This is a genomic window from Bacteroidota bacterium (assembly GCA_008933805.1).
In the GTDB taxonomy this organism is placed as follows: Bacteria; Bacteroidota; Bacteroidia; order UBA8524; family UBA8524; genus SB11.
In genome coordinates, this window is record WBUH01000004.1 from 81,294 (window position 1) to 105,760 (window position 24,467).

20 protein-coding genes are annotated in these 24,467 nt (G+C 42.4%); 15 read left to right on the top strand and 5 right to left on the bottom strand.

What is annotated here, in order from left to right; genetic code table 11:
* Positions 1 to 123: 123 nt before the first annotated feature.
* A complete protein-coding gene (locus F9K23_05475; protein KAB2917206.1) occupies positions 124 to 1,098 on the top strand; it encodes a polyprenyl synthetase family protein in 975 nt (324 codons plus the stop codon).
* A gap of 180 nt (positions 1,099 to 1,278) precedes the next feature.
* Here F9K23_05475 and F9K23_05480 read toward each other — a convergent pair whose 3' ends face one another.
* Positions 1,279 to 1,917, bottom strand: a complete 639-nt coding sequence (locus F9K23_05480; GenBank protein ID KAB2917207.1) for an orotate phosphoribosyltransferase — start codon at positions 1,915 to 1,917, stop codon at positions 1,279 to 1,281.
* 99 nt (positions 1,918 to 2,016) lie between these two features.
* On the opposite strand from F9K23_05480, the gene F9K23_05485 reads away from it, so the two are divergent.
* Positions 2,017 to 2,637: an NUDIX domain-containing protein gene (locus tag F9K23_05485; GenBank protein ID KAB2917208.1), complete on the top strand. Its 621-nt coding sequence runs from the start codon at positions 2,017 to 2,019 to the stop codon at positions 2,635 to 2,637.
* 264 nt (positions 2,638 to 2,901) lie between these two features.
* Here the strand turns inward: F9K23_05485 and F9K23_05490 are convergent, their stop codons facing one another.
* Positions 2,902 to 3,282 (bottom strand): hypothetical protein, encoded by a 381-nt coding sequence (locus F9K23_05490; protein ID KAB2917209.1) that lies wholly within the window; start codon positions 3,280 to 3,282, stop codon positions 2,902 to 2,904.
* A 104-nt stretch (positions 3,283 to 3,386) separates the two neighbouring features.
* On the opposite strand from F9K23_05490, the gene F9K23_05495 reads away from it, so the two are divergent.
* Positions 3,387 to 4,148 (top strand): SDR family oxidoreductase, encoded by a 762-nt coding sequence (locus F9K23_05495; protein KAB2917210.1) that lies wholly within the window; start codon positions 3,387 to 3,389, stop codon positions 4,146 to 4,148.
* A 176-nt stretch (positions 4,149 to 4,324) separates the two neighbouring features.
* On the opposite strand, the gene F9K23_05500 is transcribed toward F9K23_05495, so the two are convergent.
* Entirely contained in the window at positions 4,325 to 4,729 is a 405-nt protein-coding gene (locus F9K23_05500) for a DUF1761 domain-containing protein (GenBank protein ID KAB2917211.1), read from the bottom strand.
* 48 nt (positions 4,730 to 4,777) lie between these two features.
* Here F9K23_05500 and F9K23_05505 point away from each other — a divergent pair, with 48 nt between their 5' ends.
* The 7 genes from F9K23_05505 to F9K23_05535 all read left to right on the top strand — a co-directional run bounded on the left by F9K23_05505 (position 4,778) and on the right by F9K23_05535 (position 14,230).
* The gene (locus tag F9K23_05505; protein KAB2917212.1) at positions 4,778 to 5,716 is read left to right on the top strand and encodes a LytTR family transcriptional regulator; all 939 of its coding nucleotides are present in this window, start codon (positions 4,778 to 4,780) and stop codon (positions 5,714 to 5,716) included.
* Between the two features lie 124 nt (positions 5,717 to 5,840).
* Positions 5,841 to 6,590: a hypothetical protein gene (locus tag F9K23_05510; protein KAB2917345.1), complete on the top strand. Its 750-nt coding sequence runs from the start codon at positions 5,841 to 5,843 to the stop codon at positions 6,588 to 6,590.
* Between the two features lie 104 nt (positions 6,591 to 6,694).
* Complete coding sequence (locus F9K23_05515; GenBank protein ID KAB2917213.1) at positions 6,695 to 8,674, top strand: PAS domain S-box protein; 1,980 nt, start codon at positions 6,695 to 6,697, stop codon at positions 8,672 to 8,674.
* A gap of 78 nt (positions 8,675 to 8,752) precedes the next feature.
* Complete coding sequence (gene carB, locus F9K23_05520; GenBank protein KAB2917214.1) at positions 8,753 to 11,569, top strand: carbamoyl-phosphate synthase large subunit; 2,817 nt, start codon at positions 8,753 to 8,755, stop codon at positions 11,567 to 11,569.
* A 1-nt stretch (position 11,570) separates the two neighbouring features.
* Complete coding sequence (locus tag F9K23_05525) at positions 11,571 to 12,638, top strand: response regulator transcription factor (GenBank protein ID KAB2917215.1); 1,068 nt, start codon at positions 11,571 to 11,573, stop codon at positions 12,636 to 12,638.
* Positions 12,639 to 12,723: 85 nt separating this feature from the next.
* Complete coding sequence (locus tag F9K23_05530; GenBank protein ID KAB2917216.1) at positions 12,724 to 13,917, top strand: TlpA family protein disulfide reductase; 1,194 nt, start codon at positions 12,724 to 12,726, stop codon at positions 13,915 to 13,917.
* Positions 13,918 to 14,005: 88 nt separating this feature from the next.
* Positions 14,006 to 14,230 (top strand): hypothetical protein, encoded by a 225-nt coding sequence (locus tag F9K23_05535; GenBank protein ID KAB2917217.1) that lies wholly within the window; start codon positions 14,006 to 14,008, stop codon positions 14,228 to 14,230.
* A gap of 24 nt (positions 14,231 to 14,254) precedes the next feature.
* Here F9K23_05535 and F9K23_05540 read toward each other — a convergent pair whose 3' ends face one another.
* Positions 14,255 to 14,854 (bottom strand): hypothetical protein, encoded by a 600-nt coding sequence (locus F9K23_05540; protein ID KAB2917218.1) that lies wholly within the window; start codon positions 14,852 to 14,854, stop codon positions 14,255 to 14,257.
* Positions 14,855 to 14,960: 106 nt separating this feature from the next.
* Here F9K23_05540 and F9K23_05545 point away from each other — a divergent pair, with 106 nt between their 5' ends.
* The 5 genes from F9K23_05545 to F9K23_05565 all read left to right on the top strand — a co-directional run bounded on the left by F9K23_05545 (position 14,961) and on the right by F9K23_05565 (position 21,952).
* Positions 14,961 to 16,622, top strand: a complete 1,662-nt coding sequence (locus F9K23_05545) for a formate--tetrahydrofolate ligase (protein KAB2917219.1) — start codon at positions 14,961 to 14,963, stop codon at positions 16,620 to 16,622.
* A 10-nt stretch (positions 16,623 to 16,632) separates the two neighbouring features.
* The gene (locus F9K23_05550; GenBank protein ID KAB2917220.1) at positions 16,633 to 17,619 is read left to right on the top strand and encodes an HNH endonuclease; all 987 of its coding nucleotides are present in this window, start codon (positions 16,633 to 16,635) and stop codon (positions 17,617 to 17,619) included.
* 66 nt (positions 17,620 to 17,685) lie between these two features.
* A complete protein-coding gene (locus F9K23_05555; protein KAB2917221.1) occupies positions 17,686 to 19,428 on the top strand; it encodes a hypothetical protein in 1,743 nt (580 codons plus the stop codon).
* Positions 19,428 to 20,783 carry a hypothetical protein gene (locus tag F9K23_05560; protein ID KAB2917222.1) on the top strand — a complete coding sequence of 452 codons (1,356 nt, stop codon included), beginning with the start codon at positions 19,428 to 19,430 and terminating at the stop codon, positions 20,781 to 20,783. The genes F9K23_05555 and F9K23_05560 overlap by 1 nt, the downstream gene beginning before the upstream one ends.
* On the top strand, positions 20,783 to 21,952 hold the full coding sequence (locus F9K23_05565) for a hypothetical protein (GenBank protein ID KAB2917223.1): 1,170 nt from the start codon (positions 20,783 to 20,785) through the stop codon (positions 21,950 to 21,952). The genes F9K23_05560 and F9K23_05565 overlap by 1 nt, the downstream gene beginning before the upstream one ends.
* A gap of 5 nt (positions 21,953 to 21,957) precedes the next feature.
* Here F9K23_05565 and F9K23_05570 read toward each other — a convergent pair whose 3' ends face one another.
* Positions 21,958 to 24,462: a carboxypeptidase-like regulatory domain-containing protein gene (locus F9K23_05570; protein ID KAB2917224.1), complete on the bottom strand. Its 2,505-nt coding sequence runs from the start codon at positions 24,460 to 24,462 to the stop codon at positions 21,958 to 21,960.
* Positions 24,463 to 24,467 lie beyond the last annotated feature (5 nt).

Consider the following 24,467-nt stretch of genomic DNA (forward strand, 5'->3'; position numbering starts at 1 on the left):
GCAAAACGGTGCATCCTGTGCTTGCTTAGCAGTGTAAAAGACAATCCGGCTTTTAATTTTGATGCGTGGTTGTAGTGATGCGTTAGTAAATAGAAAATATCCCCTATCTTGCACAGCATATTTGTGAGACCGACCCTCGACCAAATTAAGGCCCCCATTGAGCAAGAACTTGCTGTGTTTGAAACAAAATTCAGACAGAGCATGAAAAGCAAGGTATCTTTATTAGATACCATTATGACGTATATAGTGAAACGTAAGGGTAAGCAAATGCGCCCAATGTTTGTACTGTTTACGGCTAAGCTGAACGGTGGGATTAGCGAGGCTACCCACAGAGGGGCTGCCCTTGTAGAGCTATTGCACACGGCCACGCTTGTGCACGACGATGTGGTTGACGACTCGTATCAACGCAGGGGCTTTTTCTCCATCAACGCCCTTTGGAAAAATAAGATAGCTGTTTTAGTAGGTGATTATTTGCTTAGCCGCGGGCTATTGCTGGCTGTTACCAATAAAGATTTTCATTTGTTGGAAATTGTAAGCGATGCTGTGCAAAAGATGAGTGAGGGAGAGCTGCTGCAAATTGAAAAAGCCCGCAAACTGAATTTGGTAGAGGATATTTATTTTGACATTATCACCAAAAAAACGGCTTCGCTAATTGCCTCGTGTTGTGCCATTGGTGCTGCGAGTGTGATTGATGATGCGGAAAAAATTGAGCAAATGCGCGATTTTGGCGAGAAAATAGGTATTGCCTTCCAGATAAAAGACGACTTGTTTGACTACGGTGCCGATGATATAGGTAAGCCTACCGGCATTGATATAAAAGAGAAAAAACTTACACTGCCCCTTATATATGCACTAAACAATGCGCCCAATGATGTGAAGCGTAAACTGGTGTATATTATAAAAAACGAAAACACTAATACCCGTAAGGTGAAGGAGGTAGTGGATTATGTGCACAAAAGCGGCGGTATTGAATATGCTACTACGGTGATGAACCGATACAAAGCGGAAGCCCTTGAAATTTTATCGAAGTTTCCTGATAACGAAGCCCGCACCAGTCTGCAACAATTGGTTGATTATGTAATCGACCGTAAAAAGTAATTTTTTTATTTAGCGATTCTTTTTCGACGGGCATAAAGCCCGCCGCTGTTTATGGTTTTATCCCGACTGGTTTTGAAATTACAATGGGCAAAGAGACGTAAGCCCCTTTGCCCATTGTAGTTTTAACAGAATAGGGTTTCAATCCTATACTTATTACATATAAAGTTTATAATGTTTGTATTACACGCCCCATTTATCGGGAGCCTCGCGCCATTTGCGCAAGCTGTCAAGGTCAGAAGGCTCAACATAACCTTCTTGCTTGGCTGTTTTAATCAACACCTGATAATCGGCCAGTGAAAAGAATTTGCACTTAGCATTTTTAAAATTTTGCTCGGCCAACTCAAATCCGTAGCTGAAAATACAGCCCAGTCCAAGTACTTTCACACCTGCATCGCGCAATGCTTCAACAGCTTTCAAGCTGCTTCCGCCTGTGCTTACAAGGTCTTCAACCACTACTACTTTTTGGCCTGTTTTCAAATCGCCTTCAATCATATTCTGGCGACCGTGCTTTTTAGGCTCGGGGCGTATGTATGCAAAAGGAAGGTCGAGCACATCGGCTACTAAAGCTCCCGGAGCAATACCGGCAGTGGCAACACCCACAATAGCCTCTACATCGGGGTAGGTCTCTTGTATTTTTTTTGCAAGTTTTTTCTTGATATACGTTCGCACATCGGGATGCGATAACGACAAGCGATTGTCGCAGTAGATGGGAGACTTCCATCCTGATGCCCAAGTAAAAGGTTTGTTTGGGCGTAGTTGGATGGCGTTGATTTCTAAAAGGTATTGTGCTATTTTCGCACCTGTTTTGCTGGCAGCCATGGGTGCAAACCTATACCAAACCAAAAATATTTGCAAACTAACTGTCGCATTACTACATAAAAGATGCTTATTTAGTTTTGTGCTTTTCCGTTCAGCCTGATGATAAAGATATTTATTAACGAACACCCTTTGGTGATTTCCGATGATAGCGAAGACCTCTTCAGGCTTAAAAACCTGCGGCTGATGGACGACGATGATAAGTCGTTGATGAGGGCGGTTGAAATGCTTGAAAACAGCGATCGCCAGCTTGCCAATTTTGGCATTTTTGTCCCTACCGTGGATGAAAAAGACACTTTTAAACGCTTTAAAAAATACTACAAAGAAATACAGGCAGCAGGCGGTGTTGTGCTGAATGATAAGGGCGATGTGCTGCTGATAATGCGCCAAGGAAAGTGGGATTTGCCCAAAGGCAAAAAAGACGACGAGGAAAAGCTGGAAAGTGCCGCAGTGCGTGAAGTGAAAGAAGAATGTGGCGTAAAAAGCATTAAGCTGGGCGATTTTATCACCAAATCTTACCATACCTACCAACTTGACGGCGGCAGGGTACTAAAAACCACCCATTGGTTTTTTATGCATATCGACCATCCCGAAGAGTTTACCCCGCAACAAGAAGAAAATATTACCCAAGTACAATGGTTTAGTATTTCTGATTTGAATTTAGGCCAATTAGACACCTACAATTCTATCCGCGATGTGATGCACGTAGCATTGCAGAAGTAATATTCAATTTACGTGGCTTACTAAAGCTGTCTTTACAAACAATATTGTTATTTGAATAGGGTTAAAATCCTATTCAGTTAAAATTACTGTCCGAAAAGGGACTCAAGTTCCATTTCGGACAGTAATCATAAGAGCAGTGGGTTTCAACCCGCTGTAATTACAAACATCTGCATTCATTACACCCACTCGCATCTTTTGTGGCTGTAATAAAACAAGAACGGCTGCCCTTGGGCAGCCGTTCTTGTTTATACGGGGTTCGCTTGATTAAAAATCATCCTCGTCTTCGTCATCTTCATCGGCAAATTGGTTTTCCATCTGCTCAATAAAAATAAAATCAACCGCTTCGTCATCAGAAGGTAGGCTGTTAATTCCTGCTTTTTCCATCAGTTCGGCATTCTCGTCGCTCAATTCGGTAAGGATAATGCTTCCTCCTGCTTTGTTAGCCAGTGCATCAATTGACGATAACAAACTTTTTTGGTCTTTATCAATTGTTGCAAGTGCCTTTCCGTTAAAAATTAAAAAGGGGGTAGTTTTCACCAATTTAGCACACTCAGTCTTCAACGCATCAACATTGGCGGCACTTAGCGCAGCTTCTTCAAGTTTAATCAGGGAGTAATTTTCGTTCTTCTTTACCGTAAAGTTCATAGGTCAAGTATATTCTTATTCGTCCGACAAAATTCTTCACTTTATTTTCGCAATTCAAATAAAAGGTTTTTAATTTTTTACACCCCATTGTTTATTACTTATTTATGAAAACTGCATTAATTACGGGCGCGACAGCAGGCATAGGCGAAGCCTGCGCAAACATACTGGCACAAAACGGTTACCGTCTTATACTTACAGGCCGTCGTAAAGACCGTTTAGAAAATGTTGCCGCCCAATTGGTTGCCAAACACAATGCACAAATACATACCCTTAATTTTGATGTTCGCGACCGCGCGGCAGTGAATGAAGCCATTGGCAATTTGCCCGATGAATGGAAGAATATTGACTTGCTGGTGAATAATGCAGGACTTGCCATGGGGCTTGCCCCCTTTGAGGACGGAAACATTGACCACTGGGAAACTATGATTGACACGAACATAAAGGGACTGCTGTATGTGAGCAAGGCTGTATTACCACAAATGATAGCCCGCAATACGGGGCATATTATCAATATCAGCTCTATTGCAGGTAAAGAGGTGTATAGCATGGGCAATGTGTATTGTGCAAGCAAACACGCTGTGGATGCCTTAACACGCAGTATGCGGTTGGATTTGGCTAAATACCCGGTAAAGGTATCAATGGTGTGCCCCGGAGCGGTGGAAACTGAATTTTCGATTGTACGGTTTGAGGGGGATGTGGAGCGCGCCAAAAAAGTGTATGAAGGTTTTGAGAACCTTGTGGCCGATGATATTGCTGACGCTGTTTGGTACATAGCCAGTCGCCCGCCGCACGTGAACGTAAACGATATTGTAGTGATGCCCACCGCACAACCCATGGCAGGGTTGATTGTGAGGAAACAAGGATGATTTACTAATAACCTGCTAAATTAGTCTGAATGTAAAAATTCAGGCCTTTTGGGAGTAACGTTCCGAATGGTTTTAAACCATTCGGAACGGCTCTTTGAAATAACGGCGGGCTTTATGTCCGCTGGTACGACAGGTATAAAACCTGCCGCTTTTGAGACCGCCCCATATACAAAGCACTATTTCCAAACACCGATAATAGCGCCCATCACCATAAAAGTAACGGCATTGTAACCTGCATTAATCAGGAACAACGTGAACGATTTGCGCTCGAACAGGTAGTTAACACCAAACGATAACCCTACCCAGCCAATACCGGCCAATGCTCCGGCAGCAATACCCCAACCTAAATCAGCAGGGCCTGAAAGAAAAGCGGCAAGATTGTAACTCATTATCAATGATAAAATGAATGACAGCCCAAAAATTTTGGCCATGTTCCCTTTCTTCAACTCATCGGCAGTTAAACCTGCCTCCCGCATCCAAATATTGCCAAACAACACAGGCGAGTACCAAAGTCCGCCGATAATAAATGCTGATAAAGCCGCTACGATAGCAGCAAGGTGGTTAATCTCAATGTTCTGCATAAAAAAGTGTAATTTGTAATTGCAAAACTTAGCCGCGCTTATCCGAAAATGAAAAAAAATACCCCGAAAACGGATATTGAAGAACTGAAAACGGAAACCCTGTTACCCAAACCCTCCGTTGATGGGGAATTGAATGACACCACCATCCGTTTGATAGGGATACCCTTTTTCGGGCTGGTAATACCCAATATCAGCGGTTTAATACGGTTAGAGCTGTATAGCTTCCCTGAAATTGTGCTGGGGCAACTTTACTTCATTTTCATTGCATTTTGTATCTGGCAAGGCAACCGTTTCCTGTTATTCAAACTACGCAGAATGTATTCTTGGCTCAATAATCCGTTCCAAAAAATCATCTCGCTGTTTATGGCCAACTTGTTATATACCGTGCCCCTTACTATTGGCCTGTGCTGGCTGTGGTACACTTATTTGGCTACAGACGCTATCAACTGGAATATTATTACCAATGTTACCCTCATCTGTGTTATCTGCGTGATATTCATTACCCACGTGTACGAAATGGTGTTTTTGGCAAAAAACTGGGAGGCTAACAAACAAACCAACGAACAGTTACAAATTACTCTTAACAAATACCTGATTATCAACACGCCCCCTGTCACTGAAGATTTAGCTCTGCTTGAGGAAAGACCTGCCGCAAAAACACGCATTTTGGTGAAAAAGGGCAGCGATTATACGTACCTTACTGCACAACAAACTGCTTATTTTTATACCCTCGATAAAATTGTGTTTGCTATAAACACACAGGGCGAACGTTTTATGGTGGATTATACCCTTACCGAATTGGAAAGTATGCTGCCCCGAAATGAGTTTTACCGGGTGAACCGCCAATACCTCATCAATATTATCGCAATACAAAAATTCAGACCCTCGTATAAAGGCAAACTGCTGTTAAAAATAGTCCATTGTGCGGATGAGATTACCATCAGCCAAGAAACTTCAAACGGTTTTAAACAGTGGATTGAAACCTGATTTTACACTTTAAGACAATTAACCCCGTTAAATGTTAATGATGAAAGCCTACAAAACGTTAATTGTCGCTGTATACAGCCTGATAGTGCAAGGTTGCTATTCACAACCGAACCAAGCCGACAGTATACTTGAAAAGCAAACTGTAAACCAAGTTACAGCATACGATACCATTATAAAAACCATTCATGTATATGTGGCATTGTGTGATAATAAATACCAAGGCATAGTACCGGTACCTAAAAAAATAGGAAACGGGCAAGACCCTTTTAATAACTTGTATTGGGGCTGCGGGTACGGTGTAAAAACCTATTTTAAAAACAGTGCCGATTGGAAACTTATACGTACAACAAAGGATAGTGGCTATGTGCTTGAGCGCTGCGTTTTTAAAAGCAAAAAACACGCTAACGTTTATTTAATAGCCGATGCCTACGATGGTGCCTACATAAAACAATGTACCGTTGATTTTTTACGCGGTACGGCAGGTATTGAAAAAGATACGGTACAAATTGACGGTAAAATAATAGGGATAAAAGGTAATGCCCTACTTACAGCATACATTGGCCACAACGGGCTTATGGACTTTAGCATAGGGCTTGATTTTGAAAATACCGATAACAAGGAAAGAAAAGCCATTATGTTGGCTTGCATCAGTAGGGATTATTTTAAAGGATTTATTAAAGAGGCGGGGGCTTACCCGTTGGTGTGGACTACGGGGTTGATGGCTCCTGAAGCATACACACTGCACGATGCAGTTGGCGCATGGCTGAATAATGAAACCAATACCAATGTGCGGCTAAAAGCTGCAGCAGCTTACCATAAATACCAAAAATGTGGTGAAAAAGCTGCCAAAAACTTATTGGTTACGGGCTGGTGATTAGTCTTCGTAAATGCTTGATTTTTAAAATTTCTAATACCTTTTTTATTACTGTTTTTTATTAGATTTGTTTATACCGGTGCTGTGCTAATCCCTGATGTGCTATGAATACCTATACCGCGACTAAAATCACCATTGCCTACCTTGTTGTGGGCTTTATTTGGATTATTGCCGGGGACTCAATAGTTGAGGTATTTGTAGAAACCAAACATCTTAGCCAAACTTCAATTTTCTACATCAATATAGCTAAAGGGCTGGCCTATGTGCTACTAACCGGGCTGGGGTTGTATTTGTATACACGCAGCACTATCAGCAAATTAGCCTCGTTAGAAAAACAATACCGCGGCCTTTTTGAAGACAACCCAAACCCTATGTGGGTATATGATGTAGAAACCCTTGCTTTTTTGGCGGTAAACAAAGCGGCACTAAAATGTTACGGCTATACCCACAACGAGTTTTTATCGCTAACGCTAAGGGATATTAGACCTGTGGAAGAAATTCCCGTGCTGGAGCAGCAAATAGCCTTTCACAATGATGAAATATCTAACAGCGGTACGTTTAAGCACAAACGCAAATCGGGCGAGGTGTTTTATGCTAACATTTACTCGGCAACAGCTTCGTTTGGTAAGCGAAAAAGCCGCATGGTGCTGGCCGTTGATGTACATGAAAAAATACTGGCCGAACAAAAAATTAAACAACTAAATAACGAGTTAATAGCGTTTAAAGACCGACTTGATGAAATTCTATTAAACGTAAATGATATTGTTTGGGCCTGTAGTGCTGATGATTTCAAAGTAACATTTATCAGTAGTTCAAGCGAACGTGTGTATGGCTATACCCCTCAGGAGTTTTATGACGACCCGAGTTTATGGTTCAGTCTTATTCACCCCGATGACAATGTAAATGTACAGGAAGAGTTTAAACAGCTTCTTGAAGCGGGTAACTCTGAAAGTGAATACAGGATTGTTAACCGACAAGGGGAAACCAAGGTAATGTACGATAAATCGGTGGTAAAGTATGACAGTGACGGAAAACCCAAAGAAATACATGGGGTAGCTACTGATATCACCCAGCTAAGGGAATCGGAACAAAAATTTACCGAATACGCCCAAAGTGTTACAAAAATACTTGACGGTATTACAGATGGTTTTGTAACAGTAGATAAGCAATGGCGGTTTACTTATGCAAACAAGGTTTTCCAGCAAATTACCCAGCTTAAAAAAGATGATTTAATGGGTAAAACAATTTGGGAAATGTATCCCGTATTGTTAAACACTCCCTTTCAAACAAACCTTACCAAAGCGGCCGAAGAAAATATAAGTGTGAGCTTTGAAAGCCAATACCCGGGTGCAAAAAACTGGTATTTATGTACCGCCTATCCTAACCCCAACGGGCTTGCCATATATTTTGCCGATGTTACCCATACCCACCTGATGCGTGAAGAAATTTCACGCACAAAAAACAACCTCAATGCGCTGATAAATAATACCGAGGATATAATATGGTCGGTGAATACCTCCTTTGAGCTTATGGCGGTAAACGATGCGTACAAAGATTTTATCACAAATTTACTGGGCAAAAACGCCGATGTAGGCGAAAAGGCTGTGTTTGAACATTTGCCTGATAACCGGCCTTTTGCTTGGAAAAGCTATTACGAAAGAGCGTTTAAAGGTGAGTCGTTTCTAATAGATGACATGTATGAATTACCCGAAACCGGTCCTGTGTACTACGAGGTGAATTTTAACCCCATATACAACGAGAACAATGAGATTATAGGCGCGGGTTGTTTTGCCAAAGAAATAACCCAACGTAAGAAAAACGAACTGTTTATTGCCGAACAAAATAAACAACTGCTTGAAATTGCCTGGATGCAATCGCACGAGGTGCGCGGACCGTTAAGCACGTTGATGGGGCTGGTAGCATTATTTAACAAACAAGACCCTGCCGGAGCCGACAACATTAAGATTTTGCAGATGATGGAAATTACAGCCAAAAAACTTGACGAAGTAGTGCAACGTATTGTAACAAAAGCCAACAATGTGCGTAGCATAAACGATAAGGCAATTGAACAACACGGAGTGTAATCTTAAAAAATTTCAGCACTATAAACTTTCTTATTTATCTTCGCCCAATTTTTTAGGTAACACACCTACTACTCCACTATGCCCAAAGACTCCTCAATTAAATCAGTACTTATTATCGGAAGCGGCCCCATTATCATTGGTCAGGCATGCGAATTCGATTACTCAGGCAGCCAGGCTGCACGTTCGTTAAAAGAAGAAGGGATTGAAGTTACCCTTATCAACTCAAACCCTGCAACTATTATGACTGACCCCGTAACGGCCGACAATGTGTATTTGTTGCCCCTTACCGTTCAGTCGATAGAGCAAATCTTAAAAGAACGCCAGATAGATTGTGTACTGCCTACTATGGGTGGGCAAACAGCACTTAACTTGTGTAAAGAAGCTGATGAAATCGGTCTTTGGGAAAAATACAATGTTCGCATCATAGGTGTAGACATTGCAGCGATTGAAAAAACCGAAAACCGCGAACAATTCCGTCAGTTAATGGTGGACTTGGGTATCGGTATCGCCCCTTCTAAAGTAGCTAACTCTTTCCTTGAAGGTAAAGAGATAGCCCAAGAAATAGGCTTCCCGCTGGTTATCCGTCCCTCATATACATTGGGTGGTACAGGCGGTGGTTTTGTTTGGAAAAAAGAAGAATTTGATGCCGCCCTTAGTCGCGGTTTGCAAGCCTCTCCTACCCACGAAGTACTGGTTGAAAAAGCAGTTTTCGGGTGGAAAGAATATGAGTTGGAGTTGCTGCGTGATAAACACGACAACATTGCAGTAATATGTACCATTGAGAACTTTGACCCAATGGGCATACATACGGGAGACAGTATCACCATTGCACCTGCAATGACTTTGAGCGATACTTGTTTTCAAGAGATGCGTAACATGGCCTTTAAAATGATGCGCTCTATAGGCACATTTGCAGGCGGTTGTAACGTACAGTTTGCTGTGAACCCTGAAGACGAGGCCATTATTTCGGTAGAAATAAACCCGCGTGTATCACGTTCATCAGCCCTTGCATCAAAAGCAACCGGATACCCCATTGCTAAAATTGCCTCGAAACTGGCCATCGGTTACACACTTGATGAGTTGAAAAACCCTGTAACCAAAACCACCTCGGCCTTTTTTGAACCTGCAATTGACTATGTTATCGTAAAAATACCCCGTTGGAACTTTGATAAATTCCGCGAGGCCGATACCCGTCTTGGTTTGCAGATGAAATCTGTAGGTGAGGTAATGGCGATAGGCCGTAGCTTCCAAGAAGCGTTGCAAAAAGCCTGTCAGTCGCTAGAAATACGCAAAATAGGCTTGGGCGCCGATGGTTTGCACGAAACCAACCTTGAGAAAATTATCGCCAAGCTTGAAGTTCCGTCGTGGGATAGGTTGTTCTACATAAAAGATGCGTTGGCACTTGGTGTACCCATTACCACCATCCAAAAAATTACCCAGATTGACCGTTGGTTCTTGAACCAAATACAAGACTTGGTAAAAACCGATAACGAAATACGCCGCTTTAGCTTGGGTAATATCCCTCGTGAGTTGTTGTTGGAGGCTAAGCAAAAAGGCTACAGCGATGCACAAATAGCTTACCTGATAAAGAACTGCACCGAAGATGAGGTGTATGAAAAACGTAAAGAATTAGGCATTAAGCGTGTGTACAAAATGGTTGATACCTGCTCGGCTGAGTTCCCAAGCAGTACCAACTATTTCTACTCAACGTTTGATGGTGAAAACGAATCAGTAGTAAGCGATAAGAAGAAAATAGTTGTTTTAGGCTCAGGTCCTAACCGTATCGGTCAAGGTATTGAGTTTGACTACAGCTGTGTACACGGCTTGCTGGCTGCTAAAGAATGCGGCTACGAAGCCATAATGGTGAACTGTAACCCTGAAACAGTTTCTACCGACTTTGATATGGCTGATAAGCTATACTTTGAACCGGTGTTTTGGGAGCATTTGATAGAGCTGATTGAGATGGAGAAACCCGAAGGGGTGATTGTGCAGTTGGGTGGCCAAACCGCATTGAAACTATCAGAAAAACTGCACGAAAAAGGAATAAAAATCATCGGTACATCGTATGACAACATGGATATTGCCGAAGACAGGGGACGTTTCTCAGACTTGTTGAAAGAACTGGATATTCCCTACCCTGATTACGGCGTGGCAATTGATGCTGATGAAGCGATTGAAATTGCACACCGTGTGGGTTACCCTGTGTTAGTTCGCCCCAGCTATGTATTGGGTGGACAAGGGATGAAAATTGTAATCAACGACGAGGAGTTGGAAAATGCAGTTATCGGCTTGTTGGGCGATTTGCCCGGTAACCGTGTGTTGATTGACCACTTTCTTGACCGTGCCGAAGAAGCCGAAACCGATAGCATTTGCGACGGTGAAGATGTACATATTGTAGGCATGATGGAGCATATTGAGCCTGCGGGTATCCATAGCGGCGATTCATCAGCCGTGTTGCCACCGTTCAATCTTTCTCAAGCTGTGAAGGATAAAATGGAGGAATACAGCAAAAAACTGGCAATGGCTCTTAACGTAAGGGGCTTGCTAAACATACAGTTTGCCATTAAAAACGAGAAGGTGTATGTGATTGAAGCCAACCCGCGTGCCTCTCGTACCGTTCCCTTTATTTGCAAAGCCTACCAAATACCTTACGTAAACATTGCTACCAAAGTAATGTTGGGCGTAAATAAACTGAAAGACTTTACGTTTGAAGAGAAACTTGACGGATACGCAATCAAGCAACCGGTATTCTCGTTTGATAAATTCCCCAACGTGAACAAAGAACTTGGACCTGAAATGAAATCAACAGGTGAAGCAATCTTATTTATCAAAGATTTGAACGACCCTGTGTTCCGCCAGTTCTACAAAGAAAAATCGATGTTCTTGAGCAGGTAAGATGTTTTTAAGAAGCATCATAGCAATTATTGCTTTCACAATATTGGCAACGGCCCCCAAGCTATTGGGGGCTTTTGTTATTACAGGGCAAGTGCCCGGTGTAGCAAAATGCTATTACCCGCGCGTTTATCTTGCAGCTATTGATGATCTTGGGAACATTTCAGGTATCTCAAGCCGTTTGATTGTAGCACAGTCTGAACTTGATAGTACCGGGGCTTTTGAAATATCGGGTGATTTTTTACCCGCCGATAAACGTTTCTATCGCTTATACTTTACCCCCGAAAAGGATATTAACGCCCATATGTCTGTGGGTGAAAACGAGAATTTTGTATTGCTGATACTGAACAACGCAACGGTAGTACACATTACCTGCTACAACATTTGTACAAGTTTCCCTGACTTTGAAACAAAAGGTATGCCCGAAGGCAATGGCCTTTCAACGTTAAAGGGGTGGGAACGGGAGTTTTACCGATTTAATAACGATAGTACCAGCGAAGAGAAACGCACCTTATTGAGAAATAAGCTGTTAAAAAATTATAGAGGCTTTGCTGATAGCTCGTCGATTTTACTATCAACCTTGGTTGCTACAGTGCTTTTGAGGGAAGAGGGTTATGCCGCAAACAAAGACTTTTTTGAGGCATTTTTATCGCGCTTGAAAAAGGAATTGCCCCAATCGCCTTATCCTGCCCAGTTTGAAAAGCTAATAAGCAAAGTTCAGTTTAATGAAAACGGGAAACAGCCAACCAGCAGCAGCTATATTGTATGGTTTATTATAGCATTGATTCTGTTGTTGATTTCAGCAGGGATTAATGTGTATCTGTACCGAAAGCTGAAACAACGAACCGGTAATCAACAACCCATAGAAAATGAAGCCGACATAATTTCAATGCTTACTATCAAAGAAAAGCAAATATTACTGTTGGTTGATGATGGACTGAGCAATAAAGAAATAGCCGAAAAACTGAATATAGAATTGAGTACAGTGAAAAGCCACGTGAGCCGCATTTACCAAAAAACCAATATCCAAAACCGCAGTCAGGTAGCCAAAATAGCCCGTCTGCTGCGCTAAAAACTCGAGTACTAATTCTTTTTTACATCACTTTTACTACTGTTTTCATTCCTTTAAGCAGCTTTTTTACGCCGTTGTTTGAGGCATGAAAAACATACTATTTATCCCCCTGTTTTTTATTTCATTAACGGTATTTCCGCAAACCGAGCTGCTAAACAATACCTATCCGCTATTAACTTTTAACGCTCTTTTGCAAAGCCCCGTTAAAAGTGCTACTGCTGAATATTTTGACGGTAAAACCGTCGTGCTTGAGTTTTGGGCCACTTGGTGTTCGCCCTGCTTAGCCAATGTGAAACATTTAAACGAACTGCAATCGCATTTTGCCGACTCGGTACTCTTTATCTCAATAACCGACGAGCCGAAAGAAAAAATCGAAAAGTTCCTTGAAAAACGAAAGATAAACGGTTGGATAGCCTGCGATACCGCTAAAAATATGCACCAAGCTTATCACGTGCAAGGAATTCCCCGCACTGTTATCATAGATAAGAACGGTATTGTTATTTATGACGGAAGGCCTGAAAACGTGGACACCACGCTGTTATCATCCATTTTAAATGGGGGTTATGTCCCCGAAAAGAAAAAACAGACAACCGCCGCAAGGCTTTTTGGTGCCTGGAGCGGTGGCGACGACCCTGTGTTTACTGCTAATTTTAGCACGCCCAATCGCTCGCTTGTACCCTACCAACATATTATAAGACCCACTGTGATGCCGCAAGGTGGTGGTAGCGCCTGGCGGGATTTCAACAACAGTGTTGGGGTTACTATCATAAATGCAGGCATACCAAAAATATTTTCTTTATTAATGAAGCTTTCAAGTCCTGTGAGAGTGATAAATCACTCAAAAGTTAATGACACTGCTTGCTTTGATATTATTTTTTCAAGAAGTAACGGCTATACACTTGAGGCTGCAAAAACGGAGATATTAAATTCTATTGGGAGTACTTTTGACATAAAATGGCGCGATACAGTAATTAATACATCAGTATTAACCGCAAAGGTTACTGATGAGCAGCATTTAATGGCCAAGAATGCTATTAATTGGAACGACCCGTCATCAAAAAGTTATTATCCCCTGAGCGGATTACTAAAACAACTCGAAAATAGCGTTGGCAAGCCTGTTGAATATGAAGCAGTGATGGATACCCTGTATATTGATACGTTTGAAATATTTGACAGCTTGTACACCATGCCTGCCAATGATTTGCAAAGTTGGTTAACGCAAAAAGGAGTTCAGTTTCAAATTGCCGCAATACCTGTAAAAAAAGTATGGCTGTATTAGTCTGCTTTAAATAACCGTTCATCCGTTTGTTTTTAATGGCTACAGGCATTAATGATTATATTTGCCCCAAGCTAAATAGCAGCATACTATGTTTAAGTTCATATTATACCTGATACTGTTTTACTTCGTTATCCGTTTTTTGCGTGGGTTATTCCAAACCAACGTGGTAATTAAAAACTACCATTACCACACTAATAACCAGCAGCAAAAAGAGGAGAAAGACGGCAAAATTAAAATCATCAAAGGTCCTGATAACGGTAAGCACAAATCAGACGGTATGGGCGAATACGTGGATTACGAAGAAGTGAAGTAAGGGTTGAGACAGCTCCAGAATTTATCATTCAATCTTTTCTATGGCTACCCGTGCAAACATGTGGTAATCGCTTTTTGTTCCATCTATCTCATACACCGATAAAAATATAGTGTTTTTTAAATCATCGCCTACTTGATGGCCAAGGCAAATAGAGGTTGTTTCATCACATTTGTAGTACACATCCACTAAACTGGCAGTAGAATTTAGTGCAATCCCCAAACTGCCTATACAAATGTTGTTTTTTAGCACCTCACCCATATTGCTTTCATACTTTTTAGGATATAGTATACAATAGCCCGGGTAATTTTGGCTATCGGCAGGGTATACAGGGGCGGCCATCACATCCTGCATGGTAACCAGCGAAAAGCCTGTGATACGGTAAGTTCCCTTTTGCAGGGTAATGCTTCCGTCTTTCTCCAAGGTAATGTCTTTCCCTTCTTGAGCCTCAGTAGTGTTAAACACCCTGCGGTTCAGTCCGTTTTTCATCACCACATTAGAATCGTGGGCAAACTCAGCATACACAGCGTAAGACCTTTTCCCGTCATTGCAACTCTTTTCACCGCCACAAGCGGCCGTCATTAGTATAACAAGAGTAACAGATATAAATGCAACTATAGATTTCATAGCCAATTGATTTTATGCAAGATATAGAAATTAATCCGGCAGAAATACAATAGGTCGTCTAACACGTTCCTGCTTTAGAATTATATTTTCCCTAATTTCGTTCTGCATGAAAAAAATACAGGAAGTAGCCGCCCGTGTGGGCATTACTGAAGAGCAACTAATTCCCTACGGACACTATAAAGCCAAAGTTTCACCCCAATGGGACGAAGCCAAAATAAAACAAGGCAAACTGATTTTGGTTACCGCCATTAGTCCCAACAAAGCAGGGGTGGGCAAAACCACCACCTCAGTTGCGTTGAGCATGGGCTTAAACCGCATCGGTAAAAAAAGTGTGTTGGCCCTGCGCGAACCCTCGTTAGGCCCTTGCTTTGGTATGAAAGGCGGAGCCACGGGGGGCGGTTATGTAACCGTTGAGCCTTCTGACGATATTAACCTGCATTTTAATGGTGATTTTCATGCCATCACCTGTGCTAACAACACATTAGCTGCACTGGTAGATAACCACAACTACTTTAACAAAGGAGCTGCCAACGGTTTGCGCCAAGTGGTTTGGAAACGGGTGCTGGATGTGAACGACCGCAGCCTTCGGAACATCATCACAGGGCTTGACGGCAACGGCATCCCTACTGAAACAGGGTTTGACATTACGCCCGCCAGCGAGATTATGGCCATTTTTTGCCTATCGAAAGATTTGGACGATTTACGCCGCCGCATCGACAATATTTTGGTGGGTTATACCAACGATAAAAAGCCGATGTATGTGCGTGATTTGAACGTAGGCGGGGCTATTGTAGCCTTGCTCCGCGATGCGCTGATGCCCAACTTGGTGCAGGATGTGGACGGCGGAGCTGCGTTTATACACGGTGGTCCGTTTGCCAACATTGCCCACGGTTGCAACAGCATTATTGCTACCAAAATGGCTTTGCAACTGGGCGATTACGCGGTAACCGAAGCCGGTTTCGGGAGCGATTTAGGGGCTGAAAAGTTCTTGAACATAAAGTGCCGCACCGCAGGTTTGCAACCCGCACTAAGCGTATTGGTGGCCACTACCCTATCGCTGAAACTGCACGGCGGAGCTAACGAAAAAGAGTTGAAGCTGCCCAACATGAGTGCCCTGCAAAAAGGGATGCACAATTTGGAAAGGCACTTGGATATTTTAAAGTCCTTCGGGCAAACGGTAGTGGTGGCAATTAACCGCCACCCTTCTGATACTGATGATGAGATTAGCTACATAGCCAACTGGTGTGCCGAGCGCGGTGCAAAATGTGCTACCCACAGCGGCTTTGGCGACGGTAGCGCAGGGGTAGAAGAGTTAGCCAAATTGGTGGTTAGCGAGGCTGAAAACAACCCCTCAAAACCGATACAACACACTTACTCGCTTGAGGACAGTATCGAAACCAAGCTGAACAGCATTGTAACTACTATTTACAAAGGCAAAGGCGTTTCATTGAGCAAAAAAGCTCAAACCGCTCTGAAAAAGATAAACGAAATGGGGCTAAACAACCTGCCCGTTTGTATTGCCAAAACCCAATACACCTTTAGCAGCAATGCCGATGAACCTTCGGATGTAAAGGATTTTACCTTGTTTGTTGAAGACTTGGTAATAAACACAGGAGCAGGTTTTATTGTGGCTGTTTGCGGCGAGATGATGCGTATGCCCGGTTTACCCAAAGAACCCCAAGCCATGCACATTGATGTGGTGCAAGGTGAAATTGTTGGAGTAAGCGAAAAACCACCCTTACGTGCCACACAGATGATGGAAACTTAGTTAAATAGCTATGGCAAACTGTTATTGTTGCAAAAAAGATATTGCCGAAATTAATACCTCTGACGAGCATGTTATTCCCAATTTTTTAGGTGGTGTACTCAAGTTAAAAAACAAGTTATGTAAGATTTGTAATGAGACATTAGGATCAACAGTTGATAAAGAACTTAATAATCAACTAAAATGGGCGGCAGATACCTTGTCTTTTAAACGAGATCGACCAAAAAAAAATAAGCGAATCGACTTCGCCGCAGCCGATGGACAAAACATACCCGTTGGTGAACACCTTCAACCTTTGCCATTTCTCCAAATGGAACTTCCTAAAGAAGAAATTCGCATCTATGTTAGCAACCAAGAGGAGTTAGACTCTCTAACAAGAAGAAAAGTTAAAGAATTAGAAAAGTCTGGTAAATACAAAAACATCAATGTATCAAAGCTAACAGAACATAAGCACGAAGGTTTGTATTATTTTCAGAATAACTTATCAAGAACTACCGGAGAAATGGGGTTCGGAGGCGTTGTTTACTTTCGTGCACTCACTAAAATAGCTTTAAACTATGCTTTATATAATAATGTTGACTTCGAAGATATCTCACACAATGTAATATCATTTGTAAAGGATAGCAAAGCAGATAAAAAATACTGTTGGTTTTACTACCCAACTCATTATAAGATTCATGAGTTAAAGGATAATGAAATCTCCCATTTGTTATACCTGTATGGTTGCCCTAAAGAAAATGTTCTATATGCTTATATAGAACTTCTAAATTTTGAATGCTGCATTGTTCTATTAAATGATAATTATACGGGGCCAAGAATTGAATCAACATATTGTTACGACCTTATTGAAAGCAAACAATTAAATAAATCTGCGAAAACCTTACTACGAAAATTCCACATTCTAGAGTGTTTGGAAATTACTTCAAAACTCAAAGTCACTGTTGATATGCACTCAAAAAAACTAAATACATTTATTAGTAAAGTCGAGTCAACACAGTAAATCAAAATTATCTTAGTAAACGATATGTGAATGAGTAGCCCTCCAATGGACTTATTTTAAGTATTTTTGGCAGCAAATCACCCGCACTTGAAAGAGTTTCTCACCAAAAACCTTAAGTGGCTTGCCGCAATGCTTGTATTTGCTGCCGTGTATGTAGTATACACTGGCAATATCATGCTACAGCCTGATAGGTATCTCATAGGCCGCTTAGATATGCAAAGCGATGTGCCTGTGTTTTATAACAACATCTACCTGTTTGAAAAAAAGGTAACCGCAGGCCAAAGCCCGCTGCACAACGATATGGAAATGTACCCCGCAGGGTTCAGCATGACCATGAATTCGCACAATTTTATCATGGGGGCGTTTTGCCTGCTGTTTGATGATAACACCATAGGGTTAAACGTAGGGCTGTGGCTCTCCTTCATTCTTTCGGGCTTGGGAGCGGCGTTGCTTTGCTACCGCTTTGTGCCCAACTATTGGGCAGCGTTGCTGGCGGGGTTTATTTTTGCCTTTTCACCGTGGAAAATGATAAAGCTGCAAGACCACCACTGGTTTGCGCTGACAGCAGCCATGCCGTTTTATATCTACCATTTTATTGATGTATTTACCTTTGAAGGCCGAAGGTTTTTGCCCGCCATTGCCAGCTACAAAAAACTGGTGTATTGCTTGCTGCTGGGCATTGTTACTGCACTTTCAGAGTACTATTTAACGTTTTTCCTGCTCTACTTCTCAGGTTTTTATATTGTTATTAAGCATTATGTACAGCCGTGGCGAATTGATTTTAAAAAGCTACGCCCTTGGTTACTGATTGCCCTTATTACCGGCATTGCCAGTACCGCGGTGAGCCTTTTAGATGCGATGGGCTGGGATGACAAAGGGGCTTTCTTTTGGGGTGGTGATTTGGCTGCCTATTTTTTGCCTGTTTACAGCCCGTGGGTTACCAACCTATTGGGCAGTGTCGGGCTTGAAATTCCTGCCTATCAGGAAAACTTTTTCTTCCTCGGTTTTTCGTTCATTGCCTTTACAGTAGCCACTGTATTTATCGCCCGCAAACAAGAAAACAGCACCCCGACTGAAGTAAAAACCTTTGCTTGGTTATCGCTACTGTTTGTAATGCTTAGTTTGCCCGTGCTTAAGGTATTGGGGCATTTTTTGTTCTACCTGCCTACCGCCCTTATCCATTACATTCCGTTTGTAAACAATGTGCGCGTAATCACCCGCATATTTGTGTTGTTTAGCTTGTTGTTCCCTATTGTGGTGTTGTGGTACTTTAATAATTCCATCAAGAAACAAGTAGTTACTGCGGTTTCAATAGCATTGCTGGTAGTATTGTTTATTGAGTTTAAACCCAACCCTTATCAAACTATTGATAAACAAAGCATTCCCAAAGAGGTGTACGAGTTAAAACCCATGAAAGGCGATGTGGTGCTGCCCATCCCCGCGGGACTTCGCGACGGGTTTACCCAAATAGGGCTTAACAACTCTGATATGCTGTATTTTCAAACCATTTTTGATAAGAAGATGATTGGGGGTTATACGGCTCGTTTGTCAAGTAAGGTGAAACAACTGTACCTTATCGACCCTGTGATGCGGGATATATTGAAACTGTCTGAAAACCCCAACCAAGAACTGCCTAAACCTACACCACAACAGGTGGATGCGTTTTTTGCCGCCTTTGCTCCCGATATTATTTTTATACACCCCAAATACAGGGCAACTGCCGCTGAAAGGTATATATTTGAAATAGCAGGCCGCAAGGGTTTCCGCCTTGCCAATGCCGGAGAATACCTGATAATGACCCGACACTAATGCCCCAAAAACCCCTATACAGTTTAACCGCCTTTTGGCTGATAGTAGTATTGTATGTTTTGCTGTTTATGAACGGCAAAGAGTGGCTGAAACAGGATGCCTTGCGCCACGATATGACCTCGTACTATGCCTATTTACCGGCTGTATTTATTGAGGACGACATTACGCTGAACAGCGACTCAGCAAGGAAAAATATGTATTACTGGTGGAGTGTGGAATCGCCCCAAAGGCCGGGGCGCATCATACGCATGAGCATGGGCGTAAGCTACCTGCATCTCCCCTTTTTCTTAATGGCACACGCAACGGCAAAACCGTTGGGTCATGCCACCGATGGGGCAAATGCCCATTATTTCTTTTTCATCATCTTGGGCAGTATGTTCTATGGGTTGGCCGGTTTGTGGTTGTTGCGTAAACTGCTGCTGATGTATCACAGCGATAAAGTTACCGCCATCACGCTGGTACTGATTGCCGCCGGAACCAATTTGCTGTACTACACCCTTTCAGAAGGGCCGATGAGCCACGTGTACAATTTCTTTCTCATCATTTGCTTGTTGTACCTCACCATAAAATGGCACCAAAAACCCGCAATAGGTAATACCGTTTTGTTGGGTTTGGTAATGGGTACAATTACGCTGGCAAGGCCGTTAAACGTGCTGCTGGCATTGCTACCCGTTTTGTACAATGTGCACTCAAAAGATAGCTTGCTGCAAAAACTGCAATTAGTGAAAACCCGCTGGTACTTGGTGTTGTTGGTCTGTGCCTGTGCTTTTCTGGCATTGCTGCCCCAACTGCTGTACTGGAAATACATGAGCGGTAAATGGATGTTTTATACCTACGGCGAAGAAGGCTTCTTCTTCACCAAATCACAAGTACTAAACGGCTTGTTCAGTTACCGCAAAGGCTGGTGGTTATACACCCCTGTAATGGCACTGGCTACCGCAGGTTTATTCGTTATAAAAAAATATTCAAAAGAGTGGGCGTTGGGCTTGTGGGTGATGTTGCCCATTTTTGTTTGGTGCGTATATAGCTGGTGGTCGTGGTGGTATGGCGGCAGTTTCGGCTCTCGCCCCATGATTGATATTTACGGAGCGATGGCACTCCCGCTGGCCTCATTGTTTACTTGGGCATTGCAACGTAAATGGACGGGTGCAACGTTTTTGGTACTTGGCGCATTCTTTGTATATCTAAACGGGTTTCAGACATGGCAATACAAAAAATCGCTGATACACTGGGACAGTATGAGCAAAGCCGTGTACTGGAAGGTGTTTTTGAGCAAGAAATGGCCGGATGATTACGGCGATTTGCTAAAACACCCCGATTACGAAAAAGCCATAAAAGGCCAAAAAGAATATTAATGATGGCAAAAAAAACGCTGTTTGTACTGTTTCTAGTATTGTGTATCACTCCCCTGCTTGCCATTGAAGGGCGATTGGCAGTTACTACCTACGCTAATTTTTTCGACCGCTGGTACAAGAGTAACGCAGAAGTTCCGTTGGGAGCTATTCCGCAAACTACCCACATTTATAAAAGGCAGGCATTTTATATGCTACCTTTAATCAGCGGCTTTGGTACGGATGCAAAAAAGAAAGCCAACATTACTTATAACTTAACGATTAAAAAGGGTGCTATTGTTTTGCTTGACCGTAAAAGCGTTAAAGGACTTACCAAGGTAGTGAACGATACATCGGCGGTGTTTTTGTGCGAAACAGTGCTGAATTACGAATTTACCGCAGATGCTAAAGAGGGCGAATATTCAATAGAAATTACCATTACAGATAATACCAACGGCCAAAAAGCCACGTTTGGGCAAACGATAACTGTTAGTACGTATAAATACATTCCCCGTAAGTTTGCTGTGCCTGACAGCTTTTTTGTGTGGCAAAACTACTGTTACGAAGGGCTTGAGCCTGACAGGGAAATTGACGGCTTGCTCTTCTTTTCTCAACCTAAGGTGCAAACCGACCCTGAAAAAACACTACCCATGTTGGGCTTTTTTGCAGAGTTGTTTAAAGGTAAGTTTTACTTACTAAATGCCGTGGAAGAGCATTTCACCAAAATGGATACCAACGAGCGGCTTACCACCATTCATATTTTGAATTTGGTGAGCTATGCCCCGCAAAGCCTGCAAAAGAAGTTTAATGCCGATGAAAAACAGTATTACCAAAGTGTAAAAGGCTACGGCTTGCCCATAATACCTGATAGCACAGTAAAAAACCCTTATTTGCTGAATTTACTTTGGGCGAAGTTTTTTGCTTCGGGGAGTTTTGAGCATGCCAAGAAAATTGCCGAAACGTTGGAATTGGGTAAATACGAAGGTGCCATGGCCCGATATAATGAATCAGGGAAAACGGACCGCGACCAACAAGAAGCTTTTTGGGAAACCATTTACCAGAAAACAGTGCAGGATTTATTGCAGCGTTTGCCTAACCATCCTTTATTTAACGGGTATTGCTTGTATATGCTCACCGCTAAAGAAACTGCCCCCGACGTGGTTATCCAACTGGAACGTGTGGTAGTTCGCTAACTTGCTTAGAATGTAAATTGCACTTGGAATTTTACCCCGAACGGACGTGCCGCAGGGTTGTTCAGATGCGTAAGACGGTGTACAAAATCAACCCGCAATACACGGAATATGTTTTCTAAACCATATCCAACTTCAATATAAGGTTCTCTGTTAATCTCACCAAAACTAGATACAGGACGACCAAGCATATCAACTTTGGGCAGCATTGCTAAGTTTTGCGGTGTAACAGAACCCCACACCCCTTTACCGGTTGCAAACAAACGCAGTTTCCACTTTTTAACCAAGGGCAAACGGTTGGTAAGCAAGCCTTCAAAATGGTGCTCATAATTCATCGATACGTATTGGTCGGTTACAAACTCAAAAAAGTTCATAAGGTTGTACGCACTGCGGCTGCTCACTATAGCCTCATTACCGCGTTGTACAAACAACAACGGATAAGGCAATGGGTCAAACACCTTACCTGCGCTAAATATATAATCACCTTGTCCCAGTGTTCCAAATACAATGTACTGGCGTATTTCAATCTCTGCTTTGTTGTAGTTGAAACCACTGCCCAACACATCTTTAAAGCCGCGGGTGTATGAAAATTTGAAACGGGGCGCATTGGCATTGCCAATACTTACCCGGTCGTTCCCATCAATAATAAACAGCTCTTTCATGGCTATGCGGGCTTCCAGCGTAACCGATGAGTTGATGAAATCAGTTGATATAGAAGAGTTAGCAGGGTCTTCGGGGTTTTGGTAATACGCAAAGTTAAAGTTGCGTATCGGGGTAAAACTGTACGATTTGTTCTGTAATGATATTTTGGCCGTAATGCCCTTTTTCAATTCTCGGCTGGCCCATGCTTTGTACTCAATAGTACGGTTCAATTGGTCGGCTTGGAAAAGCGATAACTGCGTAAACAAATTGCTGGTTGAGTAATCTTGATCACTCACCCCAATTTGTTCCACATCGTTCTTATACTTTAGCCCTAAAATTGTCCAACGCCTGCGTGATAAAATCCTTTCTACCTGTCCGCTGTATTTAAAACGGCCATCCAATGTACCGTAAGCACCGTACCCGCGCAGCGTCCACTTCTTACTGAAATATTCGTTGGTTTTAAACCCAACTCTAAAACGGTTTCCTTCAAGGTTGTTATATCCGTAAAACAAGGCATAAGGGCCTATCTCTACCTTGCCGAAATCTTTAAAGCCGTTAATGGCAATATCCACGTATTCTATCCACGTTTTAACGGCAGGCAGGTTACGTAGCGTATCCACCATTTTGTAAACGCGTTTCTCGCTTTCACTTATTTTCTCGTGTCGGTTTTCATTCCAAAACTGGTCGTCAAACTGGGTAGCGTCTTCAGCTACTTCCAACCTGTTTTCGTAAAACTTAACAGGTTTGGGGTCGTTCACCACAAAATCTTTGTTAGAAGTGTAGAACAACGCCACCATGCCGGGGGTGTTCTCACTAATCTCTTGTATGTTTATCAGTACCCTTGTTTTTGATGGCAGCCAAGGGCCTGCGCTTGTCATCTCAAGCTCTTGCTGAATTTTCAGCTTATCAATAAAATTAAGGTTGGCTTTGCTGCTTATCTCAAGCATTACCCGCTTTAGCGCATAGGTTGAATCTTGTATCCAAATTTTGCCTGTAAAAGCCAAATCCCCTTCCCGTTTCGGGTTCACTTGTAATTCAAAACAGGGTTTGCCCTCAATCTCTACGGTATCGCGTATGGTAAATACATAATACATTAATGCAGAGCCTGCTATGGGCGATATAAAGTTCTTATCAAGTATGTTTACCCAGTTATTGTAAAAATTGTACTGTTGAAAGCTGGAGCCAATAATTTGTGAAGTAAGGCTACCGTCTGTTACACCCACACCCACCACTTTTGTGGCTTTAATATACTCGCGGGTATGGTAGGGGTTCATCAGCACGTAATAATCTGATAAGCTTTCAGAGATAAAAACCGGTAAGATGGGTTTGCCACCTTCTGAAAGGTGGGCAACGGTATCAAACAAGGGCAAAATGGGCTGAGCCATTTTCTTGTTCTTAAACTTCTCAGAGAGGTTATCTACCGCTAATTGTATTTTGGTAAAGCTTTCGTATTGATAAGCCTTTAATGATTTAAACTCGTTGAAATCTCTGCGCTCATCTACTTTACGGATGATTTTATTGGCAGGATTTTCACCCGGGGTAACCACTACCTCCGATACTTCTGAGACAGTTTCTTTAAGCTGGAAATCAACTGTTTGAGTAATTCCTCGCTTAATGGGTTTTGCAATAACATCATAGCCCATAAATGAGACTATTACAGAATCCACCTTAACTGCGGTGGAAATACTGTAATAGCCATCAAAATTGGTGCTTGCTCCAATGGTTGTCCCTTTAAAAAACACGTTTACATACGGCATGGCTTCACCCGTAGCGGCATCTGTTACACGCCCGCTAACCACAGTCTGTTGTGCTTTTGCAGCAATAAACTGCATACACAGCATCACCAAAACATATATAAAGTGTTTTACCATCTAAG